Annotated in this window: 20 protein-coding genes and 1 pseudogene; 11 read left to right on the top strand and 10 right to left on the bottom strand. The window is 44.8% G+C overall.

The annotated features are described in order from the left end of the window. Nucleotides 1–132: 132 nt before the first annotated feature. On the top strand, nt 133–333 hold the full coding sequence (locus MOC09_RS07705) for a DUF2188 domain-containing protein (RefSeq protein WP_268358600.1): 201 nt from the start codon (nt 133–135) through the stop codon (nt 331–333). A 47-nt stretch (nt 334–380) separates the two neighbouring features. Here the strand turns inward: MOC09_RS07705 and MOC09_RS07700 are convergent, their stop codons facing one another. Continuing rightward, a complete protein-coding gene (locus MOC09_RS07700; protein WP_268358603.1) occupies nt 381–584 on the bottom strand; it encodes a hypothetical protein in 204 nt (67 codons plus the stop codon). A 120-nt stretch (nt 585–704) separates the two neighbouring features. Here MOC09_RS07700 and MOC09_RS07695 point away from each other — a divergent pair, with 120 nt between their 5' ends. From MOC09_RS07695 to MOC09_RS07685, 3 genes are all read left to right on the top strand, one after another. Beyond that, the gene (locus MOC09_RS07695; protein ID WP_268358605.1) at nt 705–848 is read left to right on the top strand and encodes a YycC family protein; all 144 of its coding nucleotides are present in this window, start codon (nt 705–707) and stop codon (nt 846–848) included. A gap of 72 nt (nt 849–920) precedes the next feature. Further along, nucleotides 921–2,129 carry a CynX/NimT family MFS transporter gene (locus tag MOC09_RS07690; protein ID WP_268358606.1) on the top strand — a complete coding sequence of 403 codons (1,209 nt, stop codon included), beginning with the start codon at nt 921–923 and terminating at the stop codon, nt 2,127–2,129. Nucleotides 2,130–2,245: 116 nt separating this feature from the next. Continuing rightward, nucleotides 2,246–4,342, top strand: coding sequence for an ArnT family glycosyltransferase (locus tag MOC09_RS07685; RefSeq protein ID WP_268370088.1), 2,097 nt, complete (start codon nt 2,246–2,248; stop codon nt 4,340–4,342). Nucleotides 4,343–4,379: 37 nt separating this feature from the next. Here MOC09_RS07685 and rplI read toward each other — a convergent pair whose 3' ends face one another. From rplI to MOC09_RS07665, 4 genes are all read right to left on the bottom strand, one after another. Further along, the gene (gene rplI / locus MOC09_RS07680) at nt 4,380–4,829 is read right to left on the bottom strand and encodes a 50S ribosomal protein L9 (RefSeq protein ID WP_003226915.1); all 450 of its coding nucleotides are present in this window, start codon (nt 4,827–4,829) and stop codon (nt 4,380–4,382) included. Further along, nucleotides 4,826–6,805 carry a cyclic-di-AMP phosphodiesterase GdpP gene (gene gdpP, locus MOC09_RS07675; RefSeq protein WP_268358611.1) on the bottom strand — a complete coding sequence of 660 codons (1,980 nt, stop codon included), beginning with the start codon at nt 6,803–6,805 and terminating at the stop codon, nt 4,826–4,828. The genes rplI and gdpP overlap by 4 nt, the downstream gene beginning before the upstream one ends. A 36-nt stretch (nt 6,806–6,841) precedes the next feature. Next, complete coding sequence (locus MOC09_RS07670) at nt 6,842–7,771, bottom strand: YybS family protein (protein ID WP_268358613.1); 930 nt, start codon at nt 7,769–7,771, stop codon at nt 6,842–6,844. Between the two features lie 226 nt (nt 7,772–7,997). Continuing rightward, entirely contained in the window at nt 7,998–8,147 is a 150-nt protein-coding gene (locus tag MOC09_RS07665; protein ID WP_003236551.1) for a hypothetical protein, read from the bottom strand. A gap of 144 nt (nt 8,148–8,291) precedes the next feature. On the opposite strand from MOC09_RS07665, the gene cotF reads away from it, so the two are divergent. Continuing rightward, nucleotides 8,292–8,774 carry a spore coat protein CotF gene (cotF, locus tag MOC09_RS07660; RefSeq protein WP_268358615.1) on the top strand — a complete coding sequence of 161 codons (483 nt, stop codon included), beginning with the start codon at nt 8,292–8,294 and terminating at the stop codon, nt 8,772–8,774. A 29-nt stretch (nt 8,775–8,803) separates the two neighbouring features. Here cotF and hypR read toward each other — a convergent pair whose 3' ends face one another. Further along, nucleotides 8,804–9,181 (bottom strand): transcriptional regulator HypR, encoded by a 378-nt coding sequence (hypR, locus tag MOC09_RS07655; protein WP_268358617.1) that lies wholly within the window; start codon nt 9,179–9,181, stop codon nt 8,804–8,806. Between the two features lie 205 nt (nt 9,182–9,386). Here hypR and MOC09_RS07650 point away from each other — a divergent pair, with 205 nt between their 5' ends. After that, complete coding sequence (locus MOC09_RS07650) at nt 9,387–10,316, top strand: manganese-dependent inorganic pyrophosphatase (RefSeq protein WP_268358618.1); 930 nt, start codon at nt 9,387–9,389, stop codon at nt 10,314–10,316. Nucleotides 10,317–10,489: 173 nt separating this feature from the next. Here the strand turns inward: MOC09_RS07650 and MOC09_RS07645 are convergent, their stop codons facing one another. After that, on the bottom strand, nt 10,490–10,936 hold the full coding sequence (locus MOC09_RS07645) for a DUF6376 family protein (protein WP_268358620.1): 447 nt from the start codon (nt 10,934–10,936) through the stop codon (nt 10,490–10,492). Nucleotides 10,937–11,371: 435 nt separating this feature from the next. On the opposite strand from MOC09_RS07645, the gene MOC09_RS07640 reads away from it, so the two are divergent. Then, on the top strand, nt 11,372–12,682 hold the full coding sequence (locus MOC09_RS07640; protein ID WP_268358621.1) for an MFS transporter: 1,311 nt from the start codon (nt 11,372–11,374) through the stop codon (nt 12,680–12,682). A 43-nt stretch (nt 12,683–12,725) separates the two neighbouring features. Here MOC09_RS07640 and MOC09_RS07635 read toward each other — a convergent pair whose 3' ends face one another. After that, complete coding sequence (locus tag MOC09_RS07635) at nt 12,726–13,514, bottom strand: hypothetical protein (protein WP_268358622.1); 789 nt, start codon at nt 13,512–13,514, stop codon at nt 12,726–12,728. A 67-nt stretch (nt 13,515–13,581) separates the two neighbouring features. Then, a complete protein-coding gene (locus tag MOC09_RS20230) occupies nt 13,582–13,932 on the bottom strand; it encodes a YybH family protein (protein ID WP_419901064.1) in 351 nt (116 codons plus the stop codon). Nucleotides 13,933–13,966: 34 nt separating this feature from the next. On the opposite strand from MOC09_RS20230, the pseudogene MOC09_RS07625 reads away from it, so the two are divergent. After that, nucleotides 13,967–14,806 (top strand): annotated as a pseudogene (locus MOC09_RS07625) (pentapeptide repeat-containing protein). Between the two features lie 34 nt (nt 14,807–14,840). On the opposite strand, the gene MOC09_RS07620 reads toward MOC09_RS07625, so the two are convergent. After that, entirely contained in the window at nt 14,841–16,055 is a 1,215-nt protein-coding gene (locus MOC09_RS07620; protein ID WP_268358626.1) for an MFS transporter, read from the bottom strand. A gap of 186 nt (nt 16,056–16,241) precedes the next feature. Between MOC09_RS07620 and MOC09_RS07615 the strand changes: the two genes are divergently transcribed. The 3 genes from MOC09_RS07615 (at nt 16,242) to MOC09_RS07605 (ending at nt 18,138) form a co-directional block, all read left to right on the top strand. Beyond that, a complete protein-coding gene (locus MOC09_RS07615) occupies nt 16,242–17,120 on the top strand; it encodes a LysR family transcriptional regulator (RefSeq protein WP_268370086.1) in 879 nt (292 codons plus the stop codon). A gap of 12 nt (nt 17,121–17,132) precedes the next feature. Beyond that, nucleotides 17,133–17,576, top strand: a complete 444-nt coding sequence (locus MOC09_RS07610; protein ID WP_268370084.1) for a GNAT family N-acetyltransferase — start codon at nt 17,133–17,135, stop codon at nt 17,574–17,576. 82 nt (nt 17,577–17,658) lie between these two features. Beyond that, a complete protein-coding gene (locus tag MOC09_RS07605; protein WP_268358629.1) occupies nt 17,659–18,138 on the top strand; it encodes a DUF2798 domain-containing protein in 480 nt (159 codons plus the stop codon). Nucleotides 18,139–18,142: the final 4 nt, after the last annotated feature.

Raw genomic sequence — 18,142 nt, 5'->3', positions numbered from 1 at the left:
CCATTCTACCATTTCTGCAGAAAAAAAATAGAAGAATTGTCTGTTTCCTGTTTTTTTCAGCTAGCAGATTGAATCGTTTCGGACCATAACAGGGCGGGAAAAATGCAATAAAACATAAGGGAGGAATGAAAGATGATCAAAAAATATGCGGTTACACCTAATGTTGATGCGGATGGCTGGTTTATTAAGGTGGAGAATGTGGCCCCGACAGCTTTGTATACATCTAAAGACGCCGCGATTGAAAAAGCCAAACAGATGGCAAAGGAAAACAGCCCGGCAAAGCTTGTGATCTATGACCAGTTTAAGAATGTGGAAGAAGAACACTCATTTTAAAGAATGAAAACCTTCGCTGCAGCGAGGGTTTTTTAGCGAATATCAGCTTATTTCATCCATTGGATGCCTGTGTGCATCATCAGATCCGCCGCCTTTTGATACAGATCCCACTCCTCGAACGAAGCACATTTCCCCATCAACTCCTGAAGCTTTAGCCTCACCGCTATATATTCTTCAAAAGTGTCAGCCTTCTCAGAGTCTAATTGGTGTTCCTTCAGCATTTGTTTTAATAATGACAACGGTGCATACATAAGACCCCTCCTTTCCTCTTTTATAACGGTCATTTTCGGATTGCTCCATTCCTTTGTGACATCTTCTTACATTTCACATCTGATTCTTGTACAATGGACAGAAGAGAGGAGGGATCTTTTGTGAGACCTTTGCAAATTTCTGCTGAAACTGCACAAAAGCTTGCAGCGTCCTTGAATCTGCCGCTTGAACAAATGATGCATATGCCTCAGCATATCCTGCTTGCCAAGTTGGCTGAATTGCAGAAAGAAGAACAACAATCGTAGCGTTCATTCGCATACTTGCTTACACCTTACGGAATCATAATCATTATATGTTAGAAAGAAGGAGTAACTGCTTTGCCACATACACAAAATAAAAAAGTCCAATCATTTTGGCTGATCGCCGGCATTATCTTTATCGCGTTTAACTTACGGCCCGCGATCACTTCAGTCGGTCCGGTCATCAGCTCTATCCGCGCAGAGCTGCACATGTCCAATGGGGCAGCCGGGTTTTTGACCGCACTTCCGCTACTTTCGTTTGCAGTTCTCTCTCCGCTTGCGCCTAAGCTCGGACAGCGACTCGGAAATGAGCGAACCTTATGGCTGGGTCTCATGGTACTTTTTATCGGGGTTTTGACTCGTTCTATCGGCTATACTGCCGCTTTGTTTTTCGGAACAGCACTCATCGGTGTCGGAATTGCGATTGGAAACGTGCTTTTGCCAAGCTTAATCAAACATAAATACCCTGAAAAGCCAGGGATTATGATTAGCCTGTATACGACATCAATGAACATATTCGCTGCTTTAGCATCGGGTGTCAGTGTTCCTTTAGCGACCCAGATGGACGGCGGATGGAAGCAGGCCTTTCTCTTATGGGGCGGACTGGCTTTCCTTGCATTGCTGATCTGGATCCCTCAGCTGCGCCACCGGGATACGGCAAACCAGACGATGAAACTTCAATCAAGTTCCATATGGGCTTCCAAAATGGCATGGTTTGTCACAATCTTTATGGGACTCCAATCATTTTTATTTTACAGCAGCATCGCCTGGTTTCCTGAAGTACTCCGTTCTCATGGGATTGATACGTCAACAGCCGGATGGATGGTGTCACTCATGCAATTTGCGAGTCTGCCCTCCACTTTTCTGACACCGGTTTTAGCTGACCGTGTGAAACATCAGCGCGGAATCGTTGCGGCGCTGGCCGCAGTCTATTTGATCGGCCTATGCGGATTATTAGCAGGCGGCAGCCACACCATGCTTGCCATCTGGATGGTGATTATCGGTATCGGGCAGGGCTCCAGCATTAGTTTGGCGCTCACTTTGATTGGTCTCCGCAGTGAAAATGCCCAGCAGGCCGCGGCGCTGTCAGGCATGTCACAGTCATTCGGCTACCTGCTTGCAGCCGTCGGGCCTATCTTTGTCGGCTATCTCTTTGACCAGACACATTCATGGACAATGCCGTTAGTGCTTCTCATAGCCGCCTTGATCGCTATGGGTGCAGCCGGGCTGGGAGCCGGACGAGATCGATACATTCTTCAGACAGAGAAGCAAAGAAATTCAGCATAATAAAGCGGGGAGATATCTCCGCTTTTTTCTTTGAAATTCTACGAATATTTATGGTTTATTCATAAGTTTTTCATATTTGTTTTTTACAATAAGACACCATAAAGAGGTGAAAAACGATGAAAACCAAACGACTCGACTTCATTCTTATTCTCATTTTGCTTACAGCGGCTTTTCTGAATATGTACAACATTTGGCAGGATGACACTGCGAACCAGTACTATTTGGCAGCGGTGAAAAGCATGACGCAAAGCTTCCACAATTTCTTCTATGCATCATTTGACCCTTCCGGATTTGTAACAGTGGACAAGCCGCCAGTTGTGTTATGGATTCAAACGATTTTCGCACTGATTTTCGGTGTTCACACGTGGAGTGTGATTCTTCCTCAGGCTCTCGCGGGAGTTGGATCTATATTCCTTCTCTACAGAATGATCAAACCGGCCTTTGGAATCGGGGCGGCCCGCATTGCCGCGCTTGTCATGGCACTGACGCCTATCTCAGCGGCTGTCAGCCGGACAAACAATATCGACAGTATGCTGGTCTTTACCTTATTGCTCGGTTCAGCTTGCCTGCTTCAGGCAGTGAAACAAGGCAAGCTGATTTGGCTGCTGACAGCATTTAGCCTGATTGGACTCGCCTTTAATATGAAAATGATGCAAGCGTTTATGGTATTGCCTGCGTTTGTGTTATTCTACTTGATTGCATCTTGGGCATCTCTGAAGAAAAAAATCGGGTCACTGATTCTGTCTCTCGTCCTTCTGACGGGCCTTTCCCTCTCATGGGCAGTTGTGGTGGATTCAACCTCATTCTCCAGCCGGCCTTATGTAGGAAGCAGCCAGACCAACTCAGTGTTAGAATTGGCCTTCGGCTACAACGGCACAGAGCGTCTGCTAGGACAAACCACCGGCCTTGCAAGGGGTGATATGAATGCCGTTGGCGGCGGGAAGATGCAAAATCAAAACACCACGCAGGTGCCAAACGGAAGCGAATCATCTTCCTCTCAGAACGGAAACAGCAGGCCTGACGGAAGTGCCGCTAATCAAAATGGCAATCAGTCATTCGGGAATCATTCGGCGCCTCAGCCGCCTAGCGGACAAAACGGCACCTCCAGTGAAGGCAGAGGCACACCACCAATAGGCGGTGGCGGACCTGGAAAGGGAGGGCCTGGCGGTGGCGGCGGAAAAAGCATGAATATGTTTGGCACCGGTGATGCTGGACCGCTTCGTCTCGTCCAATCGGCGCTTTCAGGCCAAATCAGCTGGATGCTTCCATTCGCATTGATCGGATTGCTGGGCGGTATCGTCAGCTGGTACCGTGATCGCCGAGGACAGGCAGCTGAAATGAAAGAAACGATTTTCTGGACGGCTTGGCTCGTTCCTGTGGCTGGTTTCTTCAGCATCGCAGGATTCTTCCACCAGTATTATTTAATTATGCTGGCACCTCCGATTGCTGCCCTTTCCGGTATCGGATGGTATACGATGTACCGCTTATACAAAAACAATAAAGACTGGGCCAGCTATCTTCTGCCGGCAGCCGTTCTGATCACAGCCGTGTTCCAGGTGTATATTCTAAGCGATTATACAAGCCAAATCGGCAGTGTATGGATGTACGTACTGGGCCTCTTAGGACTCGGCATCACCCTTGCGCTTCTGATGCTTAAACGCAGCCATCCGTTCAGTAAGCAGCTGACCATCATCAGCTTATGCATTCTGCTGCTCACACCGGTCTACTGGTCAGCAACGCCGCTTCTATACGGAGGCAACAGCGTCCTACCTGAATCGGGCCCGCAGCTCAAAAGCCCAACAAACGGCGGGAACATGTTCTCCTCGGAGGTTGATACCGGACTCCTGTCCTATTTGAGAAAACATAATACCGGCGAAGAGTATCTATTTGCTACTTTGACAACCGTAACCGCTGCGCCATACATCATTCATGAAAATGAATCAGTGATGGCAATGGGCGGATTTAACGGCACAGATCCCATTCTGACTGTGTCCGAACTGAAAAAGCTGGTCAAAGAAGGCAAAGTGAAATACTTCCTTCTCACCGAAAATAACTCAGGCAACAGCGAACTTGTTTCTTGGATTAAGAAAAACGGAAAGGAAATATCAGCTGACAAGTACAGCAGTTCCACAGGCAGCTCAAACAGCAGCCTGCAAGGCATGAGAGGAGGACCTGGCGGAGAAAGCCAGCAAACTCTTTATCTCGTGGAATAAAAAAAGAGGCTTGGGTTGCCCCCAAGCCTCTTTTCTATTAAGCTTCTTCTTTCACATGTACCTTCAACACAGCCTGCACCTCAGGATGCAGCTTCACAGGCACGTTGGTATATCCTAACGCACGAATGCCATCCGGCAGTTCAAGCTTCCGCTTATCCACTTTAATATTATGGTCTTTTTGGAGCTGTTCAGTAATTTGTTTGCTTGTCACAGAACCAAATAACCGGCCGCCTTCACCTGATTTTGCACTGAGCTCAACAGTCAGTTTTTCTAATGTCTCTTTTAAGCTCTTTGCCTGCTCAAGCTCAGCGATGGCTTCTTTTTTCTCTTTCTGCTTTTGTCCGTTTAACGCGCTGATGTTTGACGCGTTCGCTTCAACCGCGAGGCCTTTTTTAATCAGAAAGTTATGCGCATAACCGTCTGCTACGTTTTTGACTTCGCCTTTTTTCCCTTTTCCTTTTACATCTTGTAAGAAAATAACCTTCATCTCTGTACGCCTCCCTCAAAATACTCATCTATGGCGTGCTTCAGCCGTTCCAGCGCTTCAGAAACTGATATGCCGGACAGCTGAGTCGCCGCATTTGTTAAATGTCCTCCGCCTTCCAGCGCCTCCATGATGATTTGAACATTTACCTCGCCAAGTGACCGTGCACTGATACAAACGGTTTGTTCATCCCGTCTCGCCACCGCAAACGAAGCCTCAACCTCACTCATCGACAGCAGCGAATCAGCCGCCTGCGCAATCAGCACTTGATCGAAGTATTCCTCTTCATTTTCAGGAAGAGAGGCAATCGCAATGTTCTCTTTATAGAGGACCGTATGCTGAATCAGCTTAGCCCGTTTAATATAGGAATCAACGGTTTCTTTCAAGAACTTCTGTACAAGCACCGTATCGGCGCCCTTTGCCCTTAAATAAGAAGCCGCATCAAAAGTCCGCGAACCTGTGCGGAGAGAAAAGCTCTTTGTATCCACTATTATACCAGCTAATAGGGCAGTTGCTTCAATCATATTGATTTTTAAGCGCTTCGGCTGATATTCAAGCAGCTCTGTGACCAATTCCGCTGTCGAAGAAGCGTACGGCTCCATATAGACGAGCAGCGGGTCTCTGATAAACTCCTCACCCCTGCGGTGATGGTCGATGACTACGATATGTTCAATTTTATTGACCAGCCGTTCCTCCATGACAAGTGACGGCTTATGTGTATCAACGATCACAAGCAGCGTGTCATCATTGGAAATCTCCATTGCTTCCTCAGGGGTAATAAACCTTGACCACAGTTCTTCATATTTTTTGATTTCCTCAATCAAACGCTGCACACTGGAACCGATTTGATTTGGGTCAATCACGATAAACCCATCTTTGTTATTTGCCTGAGCCACCTTTAAAATCCCGATCGCAGCGCCGATAGAATCCATGTCGGGGAATTTATGCCCCATGATAATCACATTGCTGCTTTCGGAGACAATTTCCTTTAAGGCATGAGAAATCACGCGGGCCCTCACCCTTGTTCGTTTCTCCATCGGGTTTGTTTTACCGCCGTAAAACTTCACCTTGCCGTTCGGCAGCTTGATGGCTACTTGGTCTCCCCCGCGTCCCAACGCTAAGTCCAAGCTGGATTGCGCCAAATCGCCAAGTTCTTTCAGTGAGGAGACGGAAGCTCCAATACCGACGCTTAACGTGAGCGCTACACCGTCAAAAGAGGTTTTTTCCCGTACCTCATCAAGGATCGAAAACTTCGAATTTTCGAGTTCAGTTAAGATGTGTTCATTAAGTACAGCGATAAAGCGTTCTGAAGACGTTCTTTTCAGGAAGATCCCGTACTCCTGTGCCCAGGCGTTCAGCAAGGATGTCACCTGGCTGTTCATCGTGCTTCTCGTCTGGTCATCTAATCCTTGTGTCACATCATCATAGTTATCAAGGAAAATATACGCCAGCACGGTTCTTTCGTTTTCATATCGCTTTTCAATCTGGATTTGTTCCGTTACATCAAAAAAATACAGAAGGCGCTCATCCCGTTTGATGACAACCTTAAACTTGCGGTCATTCAATGTAACCGTTTCCGATTCCACCTCTTGTTTGATGAGCGGCACAACCGATTCACACGTGTCGTAAAGGGATCTCCCCACTAATGTGCTTTCATTAAAGCAAGAAGAAAGAAACGGATTTGCCCATTCTATATAATATTGGTCATTAAAAAGCATGATGCCGATCGGCATTTCCATCAATGCCTCTTCACCGACTTTTTTCAACCTGTAGGATAACGTAGAAATATAAGCATCAATCTCTTGCCGAATAAGAGAATCAGCACGTTTAATAAAAAACAAAATAACTGCAAGCAGCAGCACTTCGACGGTTCCTAAAATCCAGTTAAAATAAAAGCTGATGAGGATTGTAATGATTGACAAAGCAATCAAAGCATAGATGGGATACCGAAACAGCGGTTTTTCATAAAAGCTTGGCATTTCTATCACTCCCCACCATGTGAGTAAAACTCATGTTCACTTCACCTTATTCCTTATATTAAAGCCCATATCTATAACGCCTAAAATGCGAATGGCTGCCATAAAGATCGGAAGCATCAGTCCAAGAACCACCGCAATCACAGCCGCAGCCTTCGGATAATTTTTCTTATGGCAATAGAAAAAGATAAATGATAAACCTTGGATGAAAATCAGAAACCCGAGTATAAACTCCCCATTTAAAGCGATAGAGTACAGCATATGGCCTTTTTCTAAAGGCAAAAATGATAGCATGACAATCATTAAATACAGCACTACAACACTTTGCGGAAACTTCAACTCTCTAAAAGGCTTTAGATTAGGAATATCGGGGGAGAATCGCCTTAAGAGCGGCTTAGCGATAAGGTAACTGAGGAAAGAAAAAATAGCTCCTACCATCACAATAGCTGTTGGAAAAAGATATTGAACGATACCCAATTGTTCTTCCATCAGTTTCAATTGCTTCTCAAGCTGTTCAGCATTCCCCGACTGCTTCACTACATTTTCTACAATATCAAGGGACTGCCGGTATTGTGTCATCGCTTCATCAATGATATTGATACCCAAAAACTGAATGCTTATCACAAAATAGATGACAATACAAAGCATATAAATAAGAGCGCCCGAAATAATGGCGTGCCCGGGTTCTTTCCTTTTGAAAAAATGCCCCATGGCAATGCCGGCGCATGCTGACATAAAAGCTACAGTAAGCCCGGTAAAGGACCCGACAATAAAAACAACCGGAAGACTGACAGCACCCATCCATATCCCTAACCTCAATCCATGTCTGATTGTATACAGGATCATGGGCAGCGGCAGTGCAAATAACAGAATTGTTCCAATCACAGGAACATAAACGACCAAAAGCGTGATGATCGCAAACAGACTGATTAAAATAGCACCTTCCATTAATGCTCTCGTTTGTTTCACTTAGTCACCTCGTATCATCCTGAACATACGAATAGAAAAGAGCAGCATAAACGACTGCTCTTTTTTCATCGCTGCAACATGTTTTGCACCGAATGTTTTTATATCATCTCTACATTTTGCTTTTATATTTTAACATAAGTCCAAATCGCAAGTAAAATGACGCTAATGTTTCATGTGGAACATTGCAAATGAAAAGACATTCTTTAAAAAAGAATGCCCATCTCGATTAATGTTTATCATCCATAAAGCCAGAAGATTCCTTGTTTTTCTTTTTTGTTTTTCTGACATACATAAAGATTAAGATCACCAGTAAAAGGGTTGTTGCTTGCAGAACGCCGCTGCTAAACAAGAAAAAGTCCTTTATCATGTCCCACATCGTGTTTCACCTCTTTTGCATGTTCTCAACCCGTATCCTATATAATGTGAATTTCCCTTTTTAAAAACTTCAAAACATCATGAACAACATTGAGCGCTGGGCATATGCTGATATGGAATCTGATTGATAAAGGAGAATTGTTACATGGATGAACGCAGAACATTGGCTTGGCATGAAACATTAGAAATGCACGAGCTGGTTGCTTTTCAATCAAATGGACTCATTAGACTGAAGAAAATGATAAGAGAAGTAAAAGACCCTCAGCTCAGACAGCTTTATAGTGTGTCCATTCAGGCCGTTGAGCAAAATTTAAGAGAGCTTCTTCCATTTTTTCCGCAGGCGCCGCACAGAGAGGATGAAGAAGAAGAACGTGCAGATAACCCTTTTTACAGCGGTGATCTGCTCGGTTTTGCCAAAACATCTGTCCGAAGCTATGCCATCGCGATTACAGAAACAGCAACACCTCAATTAAGAAACGTACTGGTCAAACAGCTGAATGCCGCCATCCAGTTGCATGCCCAAGTTTATCGATACATGTATCAGCATGGTTACTATCCATCTTATAACCTGGCTGAACTGTTGAGAAATGACGTCAGAAATGCCAACAGAGCCATTTCAATGAAATAAAACAAGCAGCAAAGGAGCTCCCTTTGCTGCTATTTCTGCTGATCCTTCAGCATGCCGTTCGAACGATAAGATTCTAGGACATCTCTGTTGGATTCTCCCCATTCTTTCATTTGCAATACAATCGGTTCAAGCGTTCGCCCAAATTCCGTCAGAGAGTATTCGACCTTGGGCGGCACCTGGTGATACACCTCGCGATGCACGATGCCGTCTGCTTCCAGCTCCCGCAGCTGAAGGGTGAGCATTCTTTGGGTGATACTCGGACAGATTCGGCGAAACTCATTAAACCGTTTCTTGCCATCTATCATGTGATATAAAAGAATTCCTTTCCACTTTCCGCCAATGACATCTAGTGTAAATTCAACTGGACAGCCTTCTTTGTTCGGGTATATATTCTTTTTTTCACTCATTCTTGACCCTCCAATAGTACCTTTTTTGATACTACACTACGTTTCGCAACTAAGCTACCCAGTATTTTACACACCTTTCCTTCTCAGCTCAACGAAAATGCTTCTTATTCACATCAATTTTTAAGGGTTTGCATGATTACACCTGCAGCAAGACGTGTTAAACTATATAAAGATTACACTACTTAAAAAAGGATAAGGAGCTATCATGGAAAAGATACTTATTTTCGGACACCAAAACCCAGACACAGATACGATTTGTTCTGCGATTGCTTATGCTGATTTGAAAAACAAACTCGGCTTCAATGCTGAGCCAGTCCGTCTTGGACAAGTCAACGGCGAAACACAATACGCGCTTGACTATTTCAAACAAGAAAGCCCGCGTCTTGTTGAAACCGTTGCAAACGAAGTCAACGGCGTCATTCTGGTTGACCATAACGAACGCCAGCAAAGCATCAAGGACATTGAAGATGTTCAGGTTCTTGAAGTAATCGACCACCACCGCATCGCTAACTTTGAAACAGCGGAGCCGCTTTACTATCGTGCTGAGCCTGTAGGCTGTACAGCTACAATCTTAAACAAAATGTACAAAGAAAATAACGTGAAAATCGAGAAAGAAATTGCCGGCCTTATGCTGTCTGCGATCATTTCCGACTCACTGTTATTCAAATCTCCGACTTGCACAGACCAAGACGTAGCGGCAGCAAAAGAGCTTGCGGAAATCGCTGGCGTAGATGCTGAAGAATACGGCTTGAACATGCTAAAAGCTGGCGCTGATCTAAGCAAGAAAACAGTGGAAGAGCTGATTTCTCTTGATGCGAAGGAATTTACACTCGGCAGCAAAAAAGTCGAAATCGCACAAGTGAACACAGTGGACATTGAAGATGTGAAAAAGCGCCAAGCTGAATTAGAAGCTGTGATCTCAAAAGTTGTGGCTGAGAAGAACCTTGACCTGTTCCTTCTTGTCATCACAGACATCTTAGAAAATGATTCACTGGCGCTTGCGATCGGCAACGAAGCAGCGAAAGTGGAAAAAGCGTTCAACGTTACATTAGAAAACAATACAGCCCTCTTAAAAGGCGTTGTCTCCCGTAAAAAACAAGTCGTTCCTGTCTTAACAGACGCAATGGCTGAATAATCAAAAAGCATCCCGTCATCGGGATGCTTCATATTTACTGACAAAATCCTAAAACGGTTTATCGTTTTAGGATTTTGTCATCTTTTCAGCGTGATTAAACCCTTGAAGTCTAGGAAGGTCGGAGCACAGGCCGGACAACAAATGTGAGGTTTTGTCTGTTACTCTAATTTTTCTTATTCGCCAAGCTTTTCAATCTGTCCCATCACATCAGTGATTTGCTTTGCATTTTGGACAAGATCTGACTGCTCCAATTCTTCAAGTGACACCTTGCCTTCCTCCACTTGTTTCAGCACATCTTCAGCACTTTTCTGCAAGGTTTCATTATGCTCCTGAATGGATTGATGGATCTCTGCGGCGGCATCAGGCGGTGTTAATTCATTAAAATCAGCGGCGGCCTTCTGAATCGATTCAAGCTGTGCCTCTAGTTTTTCTTTCGCCTCGGTGTCATTCACAGCCTTCTCTGCCAATTCTGGCGCCTCCTCTGCAAAAGTCTTGACCTTCTCCACATAGCCCGTTGCTTCGCTCGTATAGTTCAAACCGTCATTCACCTGATCAAGCATGCCGCATCCGCTCGCACTCATAAGCCCCACTCCGGCAAGAACAGTCAAAAAGATTTTCATCGTCAGCCTCCTCATCGTTTCTTCTTCATTTTTTCTTTTAAGATCGGAATCAATTTCTCTTTCGCTAACGGTAGCCCTTTCTTCACCAATTCACGCTTTAGCCACTTTTTCAGCTTAGACATCCTGACGCTCCTCTCCCTTTTTGATAAAAATGAAAAAACTCCACCGATTTGGTGAAGTTCCGAAACAAAAAGACCTTCACCAAATCAGATTTGGCAAAGGTCTCGCTAACAATTAGATTGCCAGCAAAGCCGAGGACGCCTTGTCCCGTAATGACGACTTTACTGTGAAAGCTACTCCCCTTTGGAGTGTTCATTTTTATTACTTTCATTTTAAAGTACAGGGCTTTTCCAGTCAAATTCCTGCTGTCCGTTTACACAAAAGCGCGCTGTGGTATTTAAAATTTGAATGGTATTTCCATTAGGAGATCATGCTATGACAGAGGAGGTTTTCATCATGAGTCAAGAGCGCGTGAAACGGCCTGGGCATACCAGATGGTACATATCTTCGTTACTTAGCGGCATTATTATTCTAAATTACTTTGACCGAGTGGCCATCTCAGTAGCGGCCCCTGCGATACAAGAGTCGTTTCACCTTACTGCAACTGAACTCGGTATCGTGTTTTCCATATACACTTATTCCTATACACTGATGCAGCTGCCTGTCGGAAGCTTGCTGGACCGGTTTGGGGTCGCATGGGTCACGAGGGTTGGAATGACAATATGGAGTTTTTTAACGATCCTTCTTGCTTTTTTACAAGGAAAACTGCTGTTGTATCTGTTCCGGTTTCTCATTGGCCTGACGAGCGCCTCTGCGTTCCCTGCTGCCTCAAAGGCAACCGCTCTTTGGTTTCCTCCAAGTGAGCGGGGATTGGCAAACTCACTGTTCGATTCGGCCGCCAAGTTTTCAAACGTCATCGGAGCGCCATTGGTCGCCTTTCTTGTCACCACATTTGACTGGCGTGTCGCCTTTTTGACGATTGGATGCATCAATGTGCTGTTTACGATCTTTTTCTGGCAGTATTATGAGCAGCCGGAACGGCACAAACGAATTTCCAAAAGCGAATTAAACTATATTCAAAAACACAATACCATCACAACAGAGCAAATCCCTTACAAAACGGGCCCGCTTTTAAAAAAGCTTTTCACCAACCGCAAAGTATGGGGCTTAATGATCGGATTTACAGGGTACGGCTATACGTTCAACCTGCTGCTTACCTGGCTTCCGACTTTCTTTAAACATACATACGGAATGGATCTCATGTCGTCCGGTTTATTTACAGCCGTGCCATGGCTGATCTCAACCATTTCCGGAATCGCGGTCGGCGGATGGCTCGTCGATTACTTTATTAAGAAAGGCTATACTAACACCAAGGTGTACCGAACCGTGATCATTGTCGGAATGAGCTTCGGCTTTTTCTTTTTAGGCTCCATTCTGACGGACAATATCACCGTAGCGATTATCTGTATTTCAATCGGCCTTGCCGGGATTTCTGCAACGGCCCCAGTCGGCTGGTCCATTTCCGCAGAACTGGCGCCCATCGGTTCTGTATCTATGCTGAGCTCCATGGTGAACCTGGCAAACAACCTGTTTGGAGGCATTATTGCTGCGTCACTGACGGGATATTTGTTTGATGTGACAGGCTCCTTTACGCTCAGCTTTCTGGTAGCCGGTTTTGTGCTGCTGCTGGGATTGGTTTTTTATGTGTTTGTATTAGGGGATGTGAAACGAATTAAATTGGAATAAAGAGTGCTTGCTGAAAAGGCACTCTTTTTTGCATACATGTATCTTACGTTAGGCTGCTCCCGAAAATTGAAACATTCTGGCGGTCATACGAAAATCCCCGCCCGTTCCATTTCAATACAGTTTGGACATATCCCAGCGAGTCAGCGTTATACCTCCCGGCGATTCGTTGATACGCCACAAGTTCGTATGTGCCGTCTCTGTCAAAATCAACTGGATATAAGCCGGATAGAGGATTCACCCAGCCTTCTATTGGCATTTTCAACACACCCTGGCTGGTATAAATCTCATTCAAATATTCCCTTCCCTTGTAAGTTAGATCAAGGGTATACGTTTCGTTTTGATGGTGGCTGATGACATTTGCTTTATACTGATTTTGATAACTCACACTGTACTTAAATTCATTATTAAACACATCCGAATTGAAAATCTGCCTGAACTGCCGGTTGAGATAGACAAAAAGATACGCATATATAGCGCCCCCGCTTCCCCCGGTGTCTATTACCACTGCCACATCATCAATCTTGTCGCCTGTCATATCCCCAAGAATAAGAGACGGATTGTATCCCATATTGTTTTGGAGCTGTATTCGCTGTTCCTGACGGGTTCTGCCATCACGGATCACCAATGTGATATTTCTCCATAAAGGGCTTCCGGACATTTGGCTGCCAGTTAAAAAGACCTCGTCAATAACGCCGTCACCCGTTACATCGCCGCGAGTAGATGCAATGATTGCACGTGAGGAGACAGGCTGCCGAAATACGTATGGATGTTGAACAAGTCCTCTGCTTTCATAAAACCAATAAGGAGCCATTCTGATGTCATACACATTCAATTGTGTCACCTTCCCTAATCAGCTGAATGAATCATTATATGCAGGAATGGCACATCAAAGACATATCTTACACACCAATTACATCCGTACCATATGAGTTATCGATTACACAAAGCCACTCGCCTTGCGCATTCTTCTTAAATACATAGGTCGCCCTTCTTTCCATCGCATACTCGGAGTCCTTTTTATCCGAATCAAGCAGTGTCTGAGAAAGGACGAGTACCGTGTCACCTGCTTCCAGGAGGATCATTTCCCCTTGTGTCGGGACAATATGATGATTGAAATCGTTCGCGGTCTTATTACATGCTTTTTTGATTTCTCTCTTGCCGATTGAATATATTTTACATTGTTTACCTGCTGAAACCGTAAAAACAAAATGAAAAGCATTCCTATTTCCTATATAATCAAATAGATATATTTAACAAAGTACCCAAGTGAAGGGGTGGACGATATTGTCTGCGGAAGTAACGTTACATGACAATACACATCATAGTTTAAGAGCGGATTGCCAGCATTGTTTTGGCCTGTGCTGCGTTGCCTTGCCTTATGCGAAATCAGCGGATTTTGCTTTTGATAAGGACGGGGGCACGCCATGCCGCAACTTACAATCAAACTATCAATGTTCGATACATAAAGATCTTAGAGAAAAAGGGTTTCGGGGCTGTTCTGCATACGAATGCTTTGGCGCTGGCCAGAAGGTATCCCAAATCACTTAAGAGGGAAAGGATTGGCGAACCAACCCGGAAACGGCCAACGAGATGTTTGACATTTTTCCTATCATACAGCAGCTGCATGAAATGCTCTGGTACTTACATGAAGCCCTTTCGATAGATATAGCTAAACCGATTCATCATGAGCTGCGAACCTGTTTCGAAAAAATAGACAAGCTCACCAGACTCAGCAAGGAAAACCTGCTGGCACTGCAGGTGCACGAGCACCGAGCTGAAGTCAATGAATGGCTGTTAAAAACGAGTGAGCTGGTGCGCGCCCAAGCACGTAATACAAAACTGCCGAAAAAAATCAGCCGGGGAAGTGTCCTGATCGGCGCAAAACTGAAAGGGCTTGATCTGCGAGGAGCAAACCTAAGAGGGGCACTGCTCATAGCCGCCGACTTGAGAAAGGCTGATCTGAGAATGACAGACATTATCGGTGCAGATATGAGAGACGCTGATCTCAGCGGAGCCGACCTGACCGGAAGCATCTTTCTGACGCAGGCACAGGTAAATGCCGCAAACGGCGATGCAAACACAAAGCTGCCGCCGTCTTTACGAATCCCTGCCCATTGGAAATAAAAAAGGACCCGCTTATGGTCCTTTTTTGCTGTCATCAATTGAATCCTTTTTCGTTGCTTTTATCCGGCACTTTCGCACTTCTTGCCAAGTATCCCGACAGCCATAACGCAATCAGCAGCATGAAGGTGATCATACCGACAACGCCCAGCCAATGAAAACCAGACCAGAATAGCCCTCCGATTGTTCCGAAAACACTTGAACCGGCATAATAAAAGAACAAATACAGCGATGAAGCCTGTGCTTTGTTGTGAAGGGCTCTCCGTCCCACCCAGCTGCTGGCAACTGAATGCCCTCCGAAAAAACCGAAAGTAAAGAGGGCAATCCCCAGAATTTTCACTGCCAGCATACTATTTATCGTGAATAAAGCACCTGCAATGACGATGAAAATATTCATCACCAATATTTTCGGATAGCCATACCGATCAACCATTCTTCCAATGAAAGACGAGCTGAAAATGCCTACAATCATCACAATAAAGATCCAGCTGGAAAATGCTTTATTAAGCGAATACGGCGGGCCCAACAGCACATACACAATGTAATTAAACAAGGCAACATTGCTTCCGAGCAGCAAAAAACCAATGAGAAACAAGCTGAATAGTTTTCGGTCCTTCAAGTGGCCGATCAGAGACATTCCCAATTTCCCGAGCTTCAATTTTCTTGGCGTAAAATGCCTGGATGGCGGCAAATTTATAAAAAATATAACACTAGCAATCAAACTAATGACACCAATTGATCCCATCGCCATATGCCAATTCAAGTACTCGCTCAGGAGCCCGGAAACGATCCTTCCGAAAACGGCGCCGATTGCATTTCCGCTGATATATAGCCCCATCGCTGATCCAAGACTTCCAGGTTCAATTTCTTCCCCAAGATAAGCCATCGCAATCGATGGAAGGCCTGCGAGCGCCACGCCTTGAATGGTTCTCAATACGAGCAGCGTATGAAAGTTCGGACTAAAGGCCGATGCCAGACAAAGAACCGATGCGGCTAGCATGGAAATACCCATAATCGGCTTGCGCCCCCACACCTCGGATAATGAACCAAAGACAAGCATGCTCACAGCTAACAGCATTGTGGTAACAGATAAAGAAAGACTCGCCGCAGTAGGCGTTACATGAAATTCCCTCGTGAATTCCTCCATGAGCGGCTGTACGCAATATAGAATTGCAAATGTATTGAAACCCGCAGCGAAGAAAGCAAACGTAATTTTTCGAAAAACCGGTGTGCCTTTTTGAATGTATGTCATCGGGACTTTATCGGTCCCTCATCATGTTGTGGAGCACTGCCATTCATAAACAATCATCCTTTATTTCTTCCGACTTCAAACATCCTCGAGTCTGTTTATATTATTATCTTAGCACCGTTGATATATGTTGTATAATGCATATAAAATATCCTTTTCATGCTTATATGTAATAAGGAGGGATGATAATTGGAATGGGAACAACTTGAATATTTTCAAACACTGGCCCGGATACAGCACGTCACGAAAGCCGCAAAAAGCCTCTCCATCACACAGCCTGCGCTTTCACGCTCTATCGCCAGGCTGGAAAATCATTTGGGCGTCTCGCTATTTGACAGGCAAGGACGATCCATCAGCTTAAATCAATACGGACACATTTTTTTGCGACGGGTTCAGGCGATGATGAAGGAGTACACCGAAGGAAAAGAAGAAATCCAAGCTTTATTAAAGCCAGACCAAGGCATAGTCTCTCTCGGTTTTTTACATACATTAGGCACCATGCTCGTGCCCGATCTCATCGGCTCCTTTCAGCAGGAATACCCCAACATTGCCTTCCAGCTGAAGCAAAACCACTCTTATTGGCTGCTTGAACGATTAAAATCCGGGGATCTGGACCTCTGTCTCCTCGCTTCGATTAAGCCTGAAGATCCGATCCAATGGATCAAGCTGTGGAGTGAAGAACTCTTTGTATTTGTGCCAAATGATCACCCATTAGCCAGTCGCGAAAGCATTACCCTGAATGAGATTTCCGGGGAGCGTTTTATTTTATTGAAAAAAGGCTACGCGCTTCGGATGACGGTCGATGAGCTGTTTGAGAAGGCCAATATACAGCCGAACATTATGTTTGAAGGAGAAGAAGCAGCTACTGCCGCAGGTTTTGTGGCAGCCGGTCTGGGCATATCTATTCTCCCAGACCTGAAAGGCTTAGACCAAAGCAAAATCACCAAAATCCGCGTCAGCTGGCCGGAATGTCAGCGTGTCATAGGAATTGCCTGGATAAAAGGCAGGTTTTTATCACCGGTTGCTGAGACCTTTAAACAATATGTGATCAGCCATTTTTCTGAGTAGGGGGATTCAAGCATGAATATCAAAAAAATCACGTCAGAACATGATTTACATACAGCGTTTGAAATCAGAAAAACAGTATTTGTAGAGGAACAAGGCTGCCCCGTTTCCGACGAATTCGATGCGTTCGATACACTCCGCGAAGATTGCCGGCACATCCTCATTTATCATGAGAATGAACCCGTTGGCACTGCCCGTGTCCGTATCGTCGATCAGGTGGGGAAACTGGAAAGAATCTGTATTCTGAAACCCTATCGCAAACTCGGGCTGGGCAAAGTAATCGTCGATGCGTTAGAACGCATTGTGAAAGAACAGGGCATTTCTGCCTTTAAACTGCACGGCCAGACACAAGCGGCAGGCTTTTATGAAAAGCTAGGCTATCAGACAGCATCAGAAGAATTTATACTCGACGGCATTCCGCATGTACTGATGATAAAAAAAGATGATTCCCGCCTATAAATTGTTCACAATTTTGTCACTTATGAGCATGAGTGGTTCATTGGTATACTAATCACCGATTATGGAGAGAAGGATTGATTGTATGCCAACAAATAAAAAAGAAGGTCTGATATTTGGCGTGATGATGTGCTTTGGAATGGTCTGCATCATGTCGATTTACAACGCTATCATCAACGGAGCCATTAAGGATTTTTCACTGGTGACGGTTTTCGAAATGGTCATCGGTTTTATGGTCGCACTGCTGTTAGATTTACTGTTAGTGGGTCCCCTTGCCAAAAAGATTGCATTCAGTTTGCCGTTCGACAAGTCTAAAAAAATATATGTCATCCTCGCCATGTCAACGTGTATGGTGATCGGCATGGTGCTTTGTATGTCTGTGTTCGGTTTAGTGACAGCAGCTTTATCAAATGGACTTAACGGGGACAGCCTCTTCAGCGCTTACCTGATGATTGTATTGAAAAATTTCATCTTGGCTTATCCCCTGCAATTACTGATTATGGGTCCATTAGTTAGAGGGATTTTTATGAGATTTGTAAAACCAAAGTTCACAGCTGCAGTGTAAACAG

The organism is Bacillus sp. N12A5, from assembly GCF_026790125.1.
Classification (GTDB): domain Bacteria; phylum Bacillota; class Bacilli; order Bacillales; family Bacillaceae; genus Bacillus.
This window is presented reverse-complemented; position numbering and strand designations above follow the sequence as displayed.

Excerpts from the sequence above, each read along its gene's own strand:
- MOC09_RS07665 (WP_003236551.1), bottom strand. The coding sequence starts at position 8,147 with ATGTGGGACATGATAAAGGACTTTTTCTTGTTTAGCAGCGGCGTTCTG.
- cotF (WP_268358615.1), top strand. The coding sequence starts at position 8,292 with ATGGATGAACGCAGAACATTGGCTTGGCATGAAACATTAGAAATGCAC.
- hypR (WP_268358617.1), bottom strand. The coding sequence starts at position 9,181 with ATGAGTGAAAAAAAGAATATATACCCGAACAAAGAAGGCTGTCCAGTT.
- MOC09_RS07640 (WP_268358621.1), top strand. The coding sequence starts at position 11,372 with ATGACAGAGGAGGTTTTCATCATGAGTCAAGAGCGCGTGAAACGGCCT.
- MOC09_RS07650 (WP_268358618.1), top strand. The coding sequence starts at position 9,387 with ATGGAAAAGATACTTATTTTCGGACACCAAAACCCAGACACAGATACG.
- rplI (WP_003226915.1), bottom strand. The coding sequence starts at position 4,829 with ATGAAGGTTATTTTCTTACAAGATGTAAAAGGAAAAGGGAAAAAAGGC.
- gdpP (WP_268358611.1), bottom strand. The coding sequence starts at position 6,805 with ATGCCAAGCTTTTATGAAAAACCGCTGTTTCGGTATCCCATCTATGCT.
- MOC09_RS07610 (WP_268370084.1), top strand. The coding sequence starts at position 17,133 with ATGAATATCAAAAAAATCACGTCAGAACATGATTTACATACAGCGTTT.
- MOC09_RS07700 (WP_268358603.1), bottom strand. The coding sequence starts at position 584 with ATGTATGCACCGTTGTCATTATTAAAACAAATGCTGAAGGAACACCAA.
- MOC09_RS07645 (WP_268358620.1), bottom strand. The coding sequence starts at position 10,936 with ATGAAAATCTTTTTGACTGTTCTTGCCGGAGTGGGGCTTATGAGTGCG.
- MOC09_RS07620 (WP_268358626.1), bottom strand. The coding sequence starts at position 16,055 with ATGACATACATTCAAAAAGGCACACCGGTTTTTCGAAAAATTACGTTT.
- MOC09_RS07605 (WP_268358629.1), top strand. The coding sequence starts at position 17,659 with ATGCCAACAAATAAAAAAGAAGGTCTGATATTTGGCGTGATGATGTGC.
- MOC09_RS07705 (WP_268358600.1), top strand. The coding sequence starts at position 133 with ATGATCAAAAAATATGCGGTTACACCTAATGTTGATGCGGATGGCTGG.
- MOC09_RS07685 (WP_268370088.1), top strand. The coding sequence starts at position 2,246 with ATGAAAACCAAACGACTCGACTTCATTCTTATTCTCATTTTGCTTACA.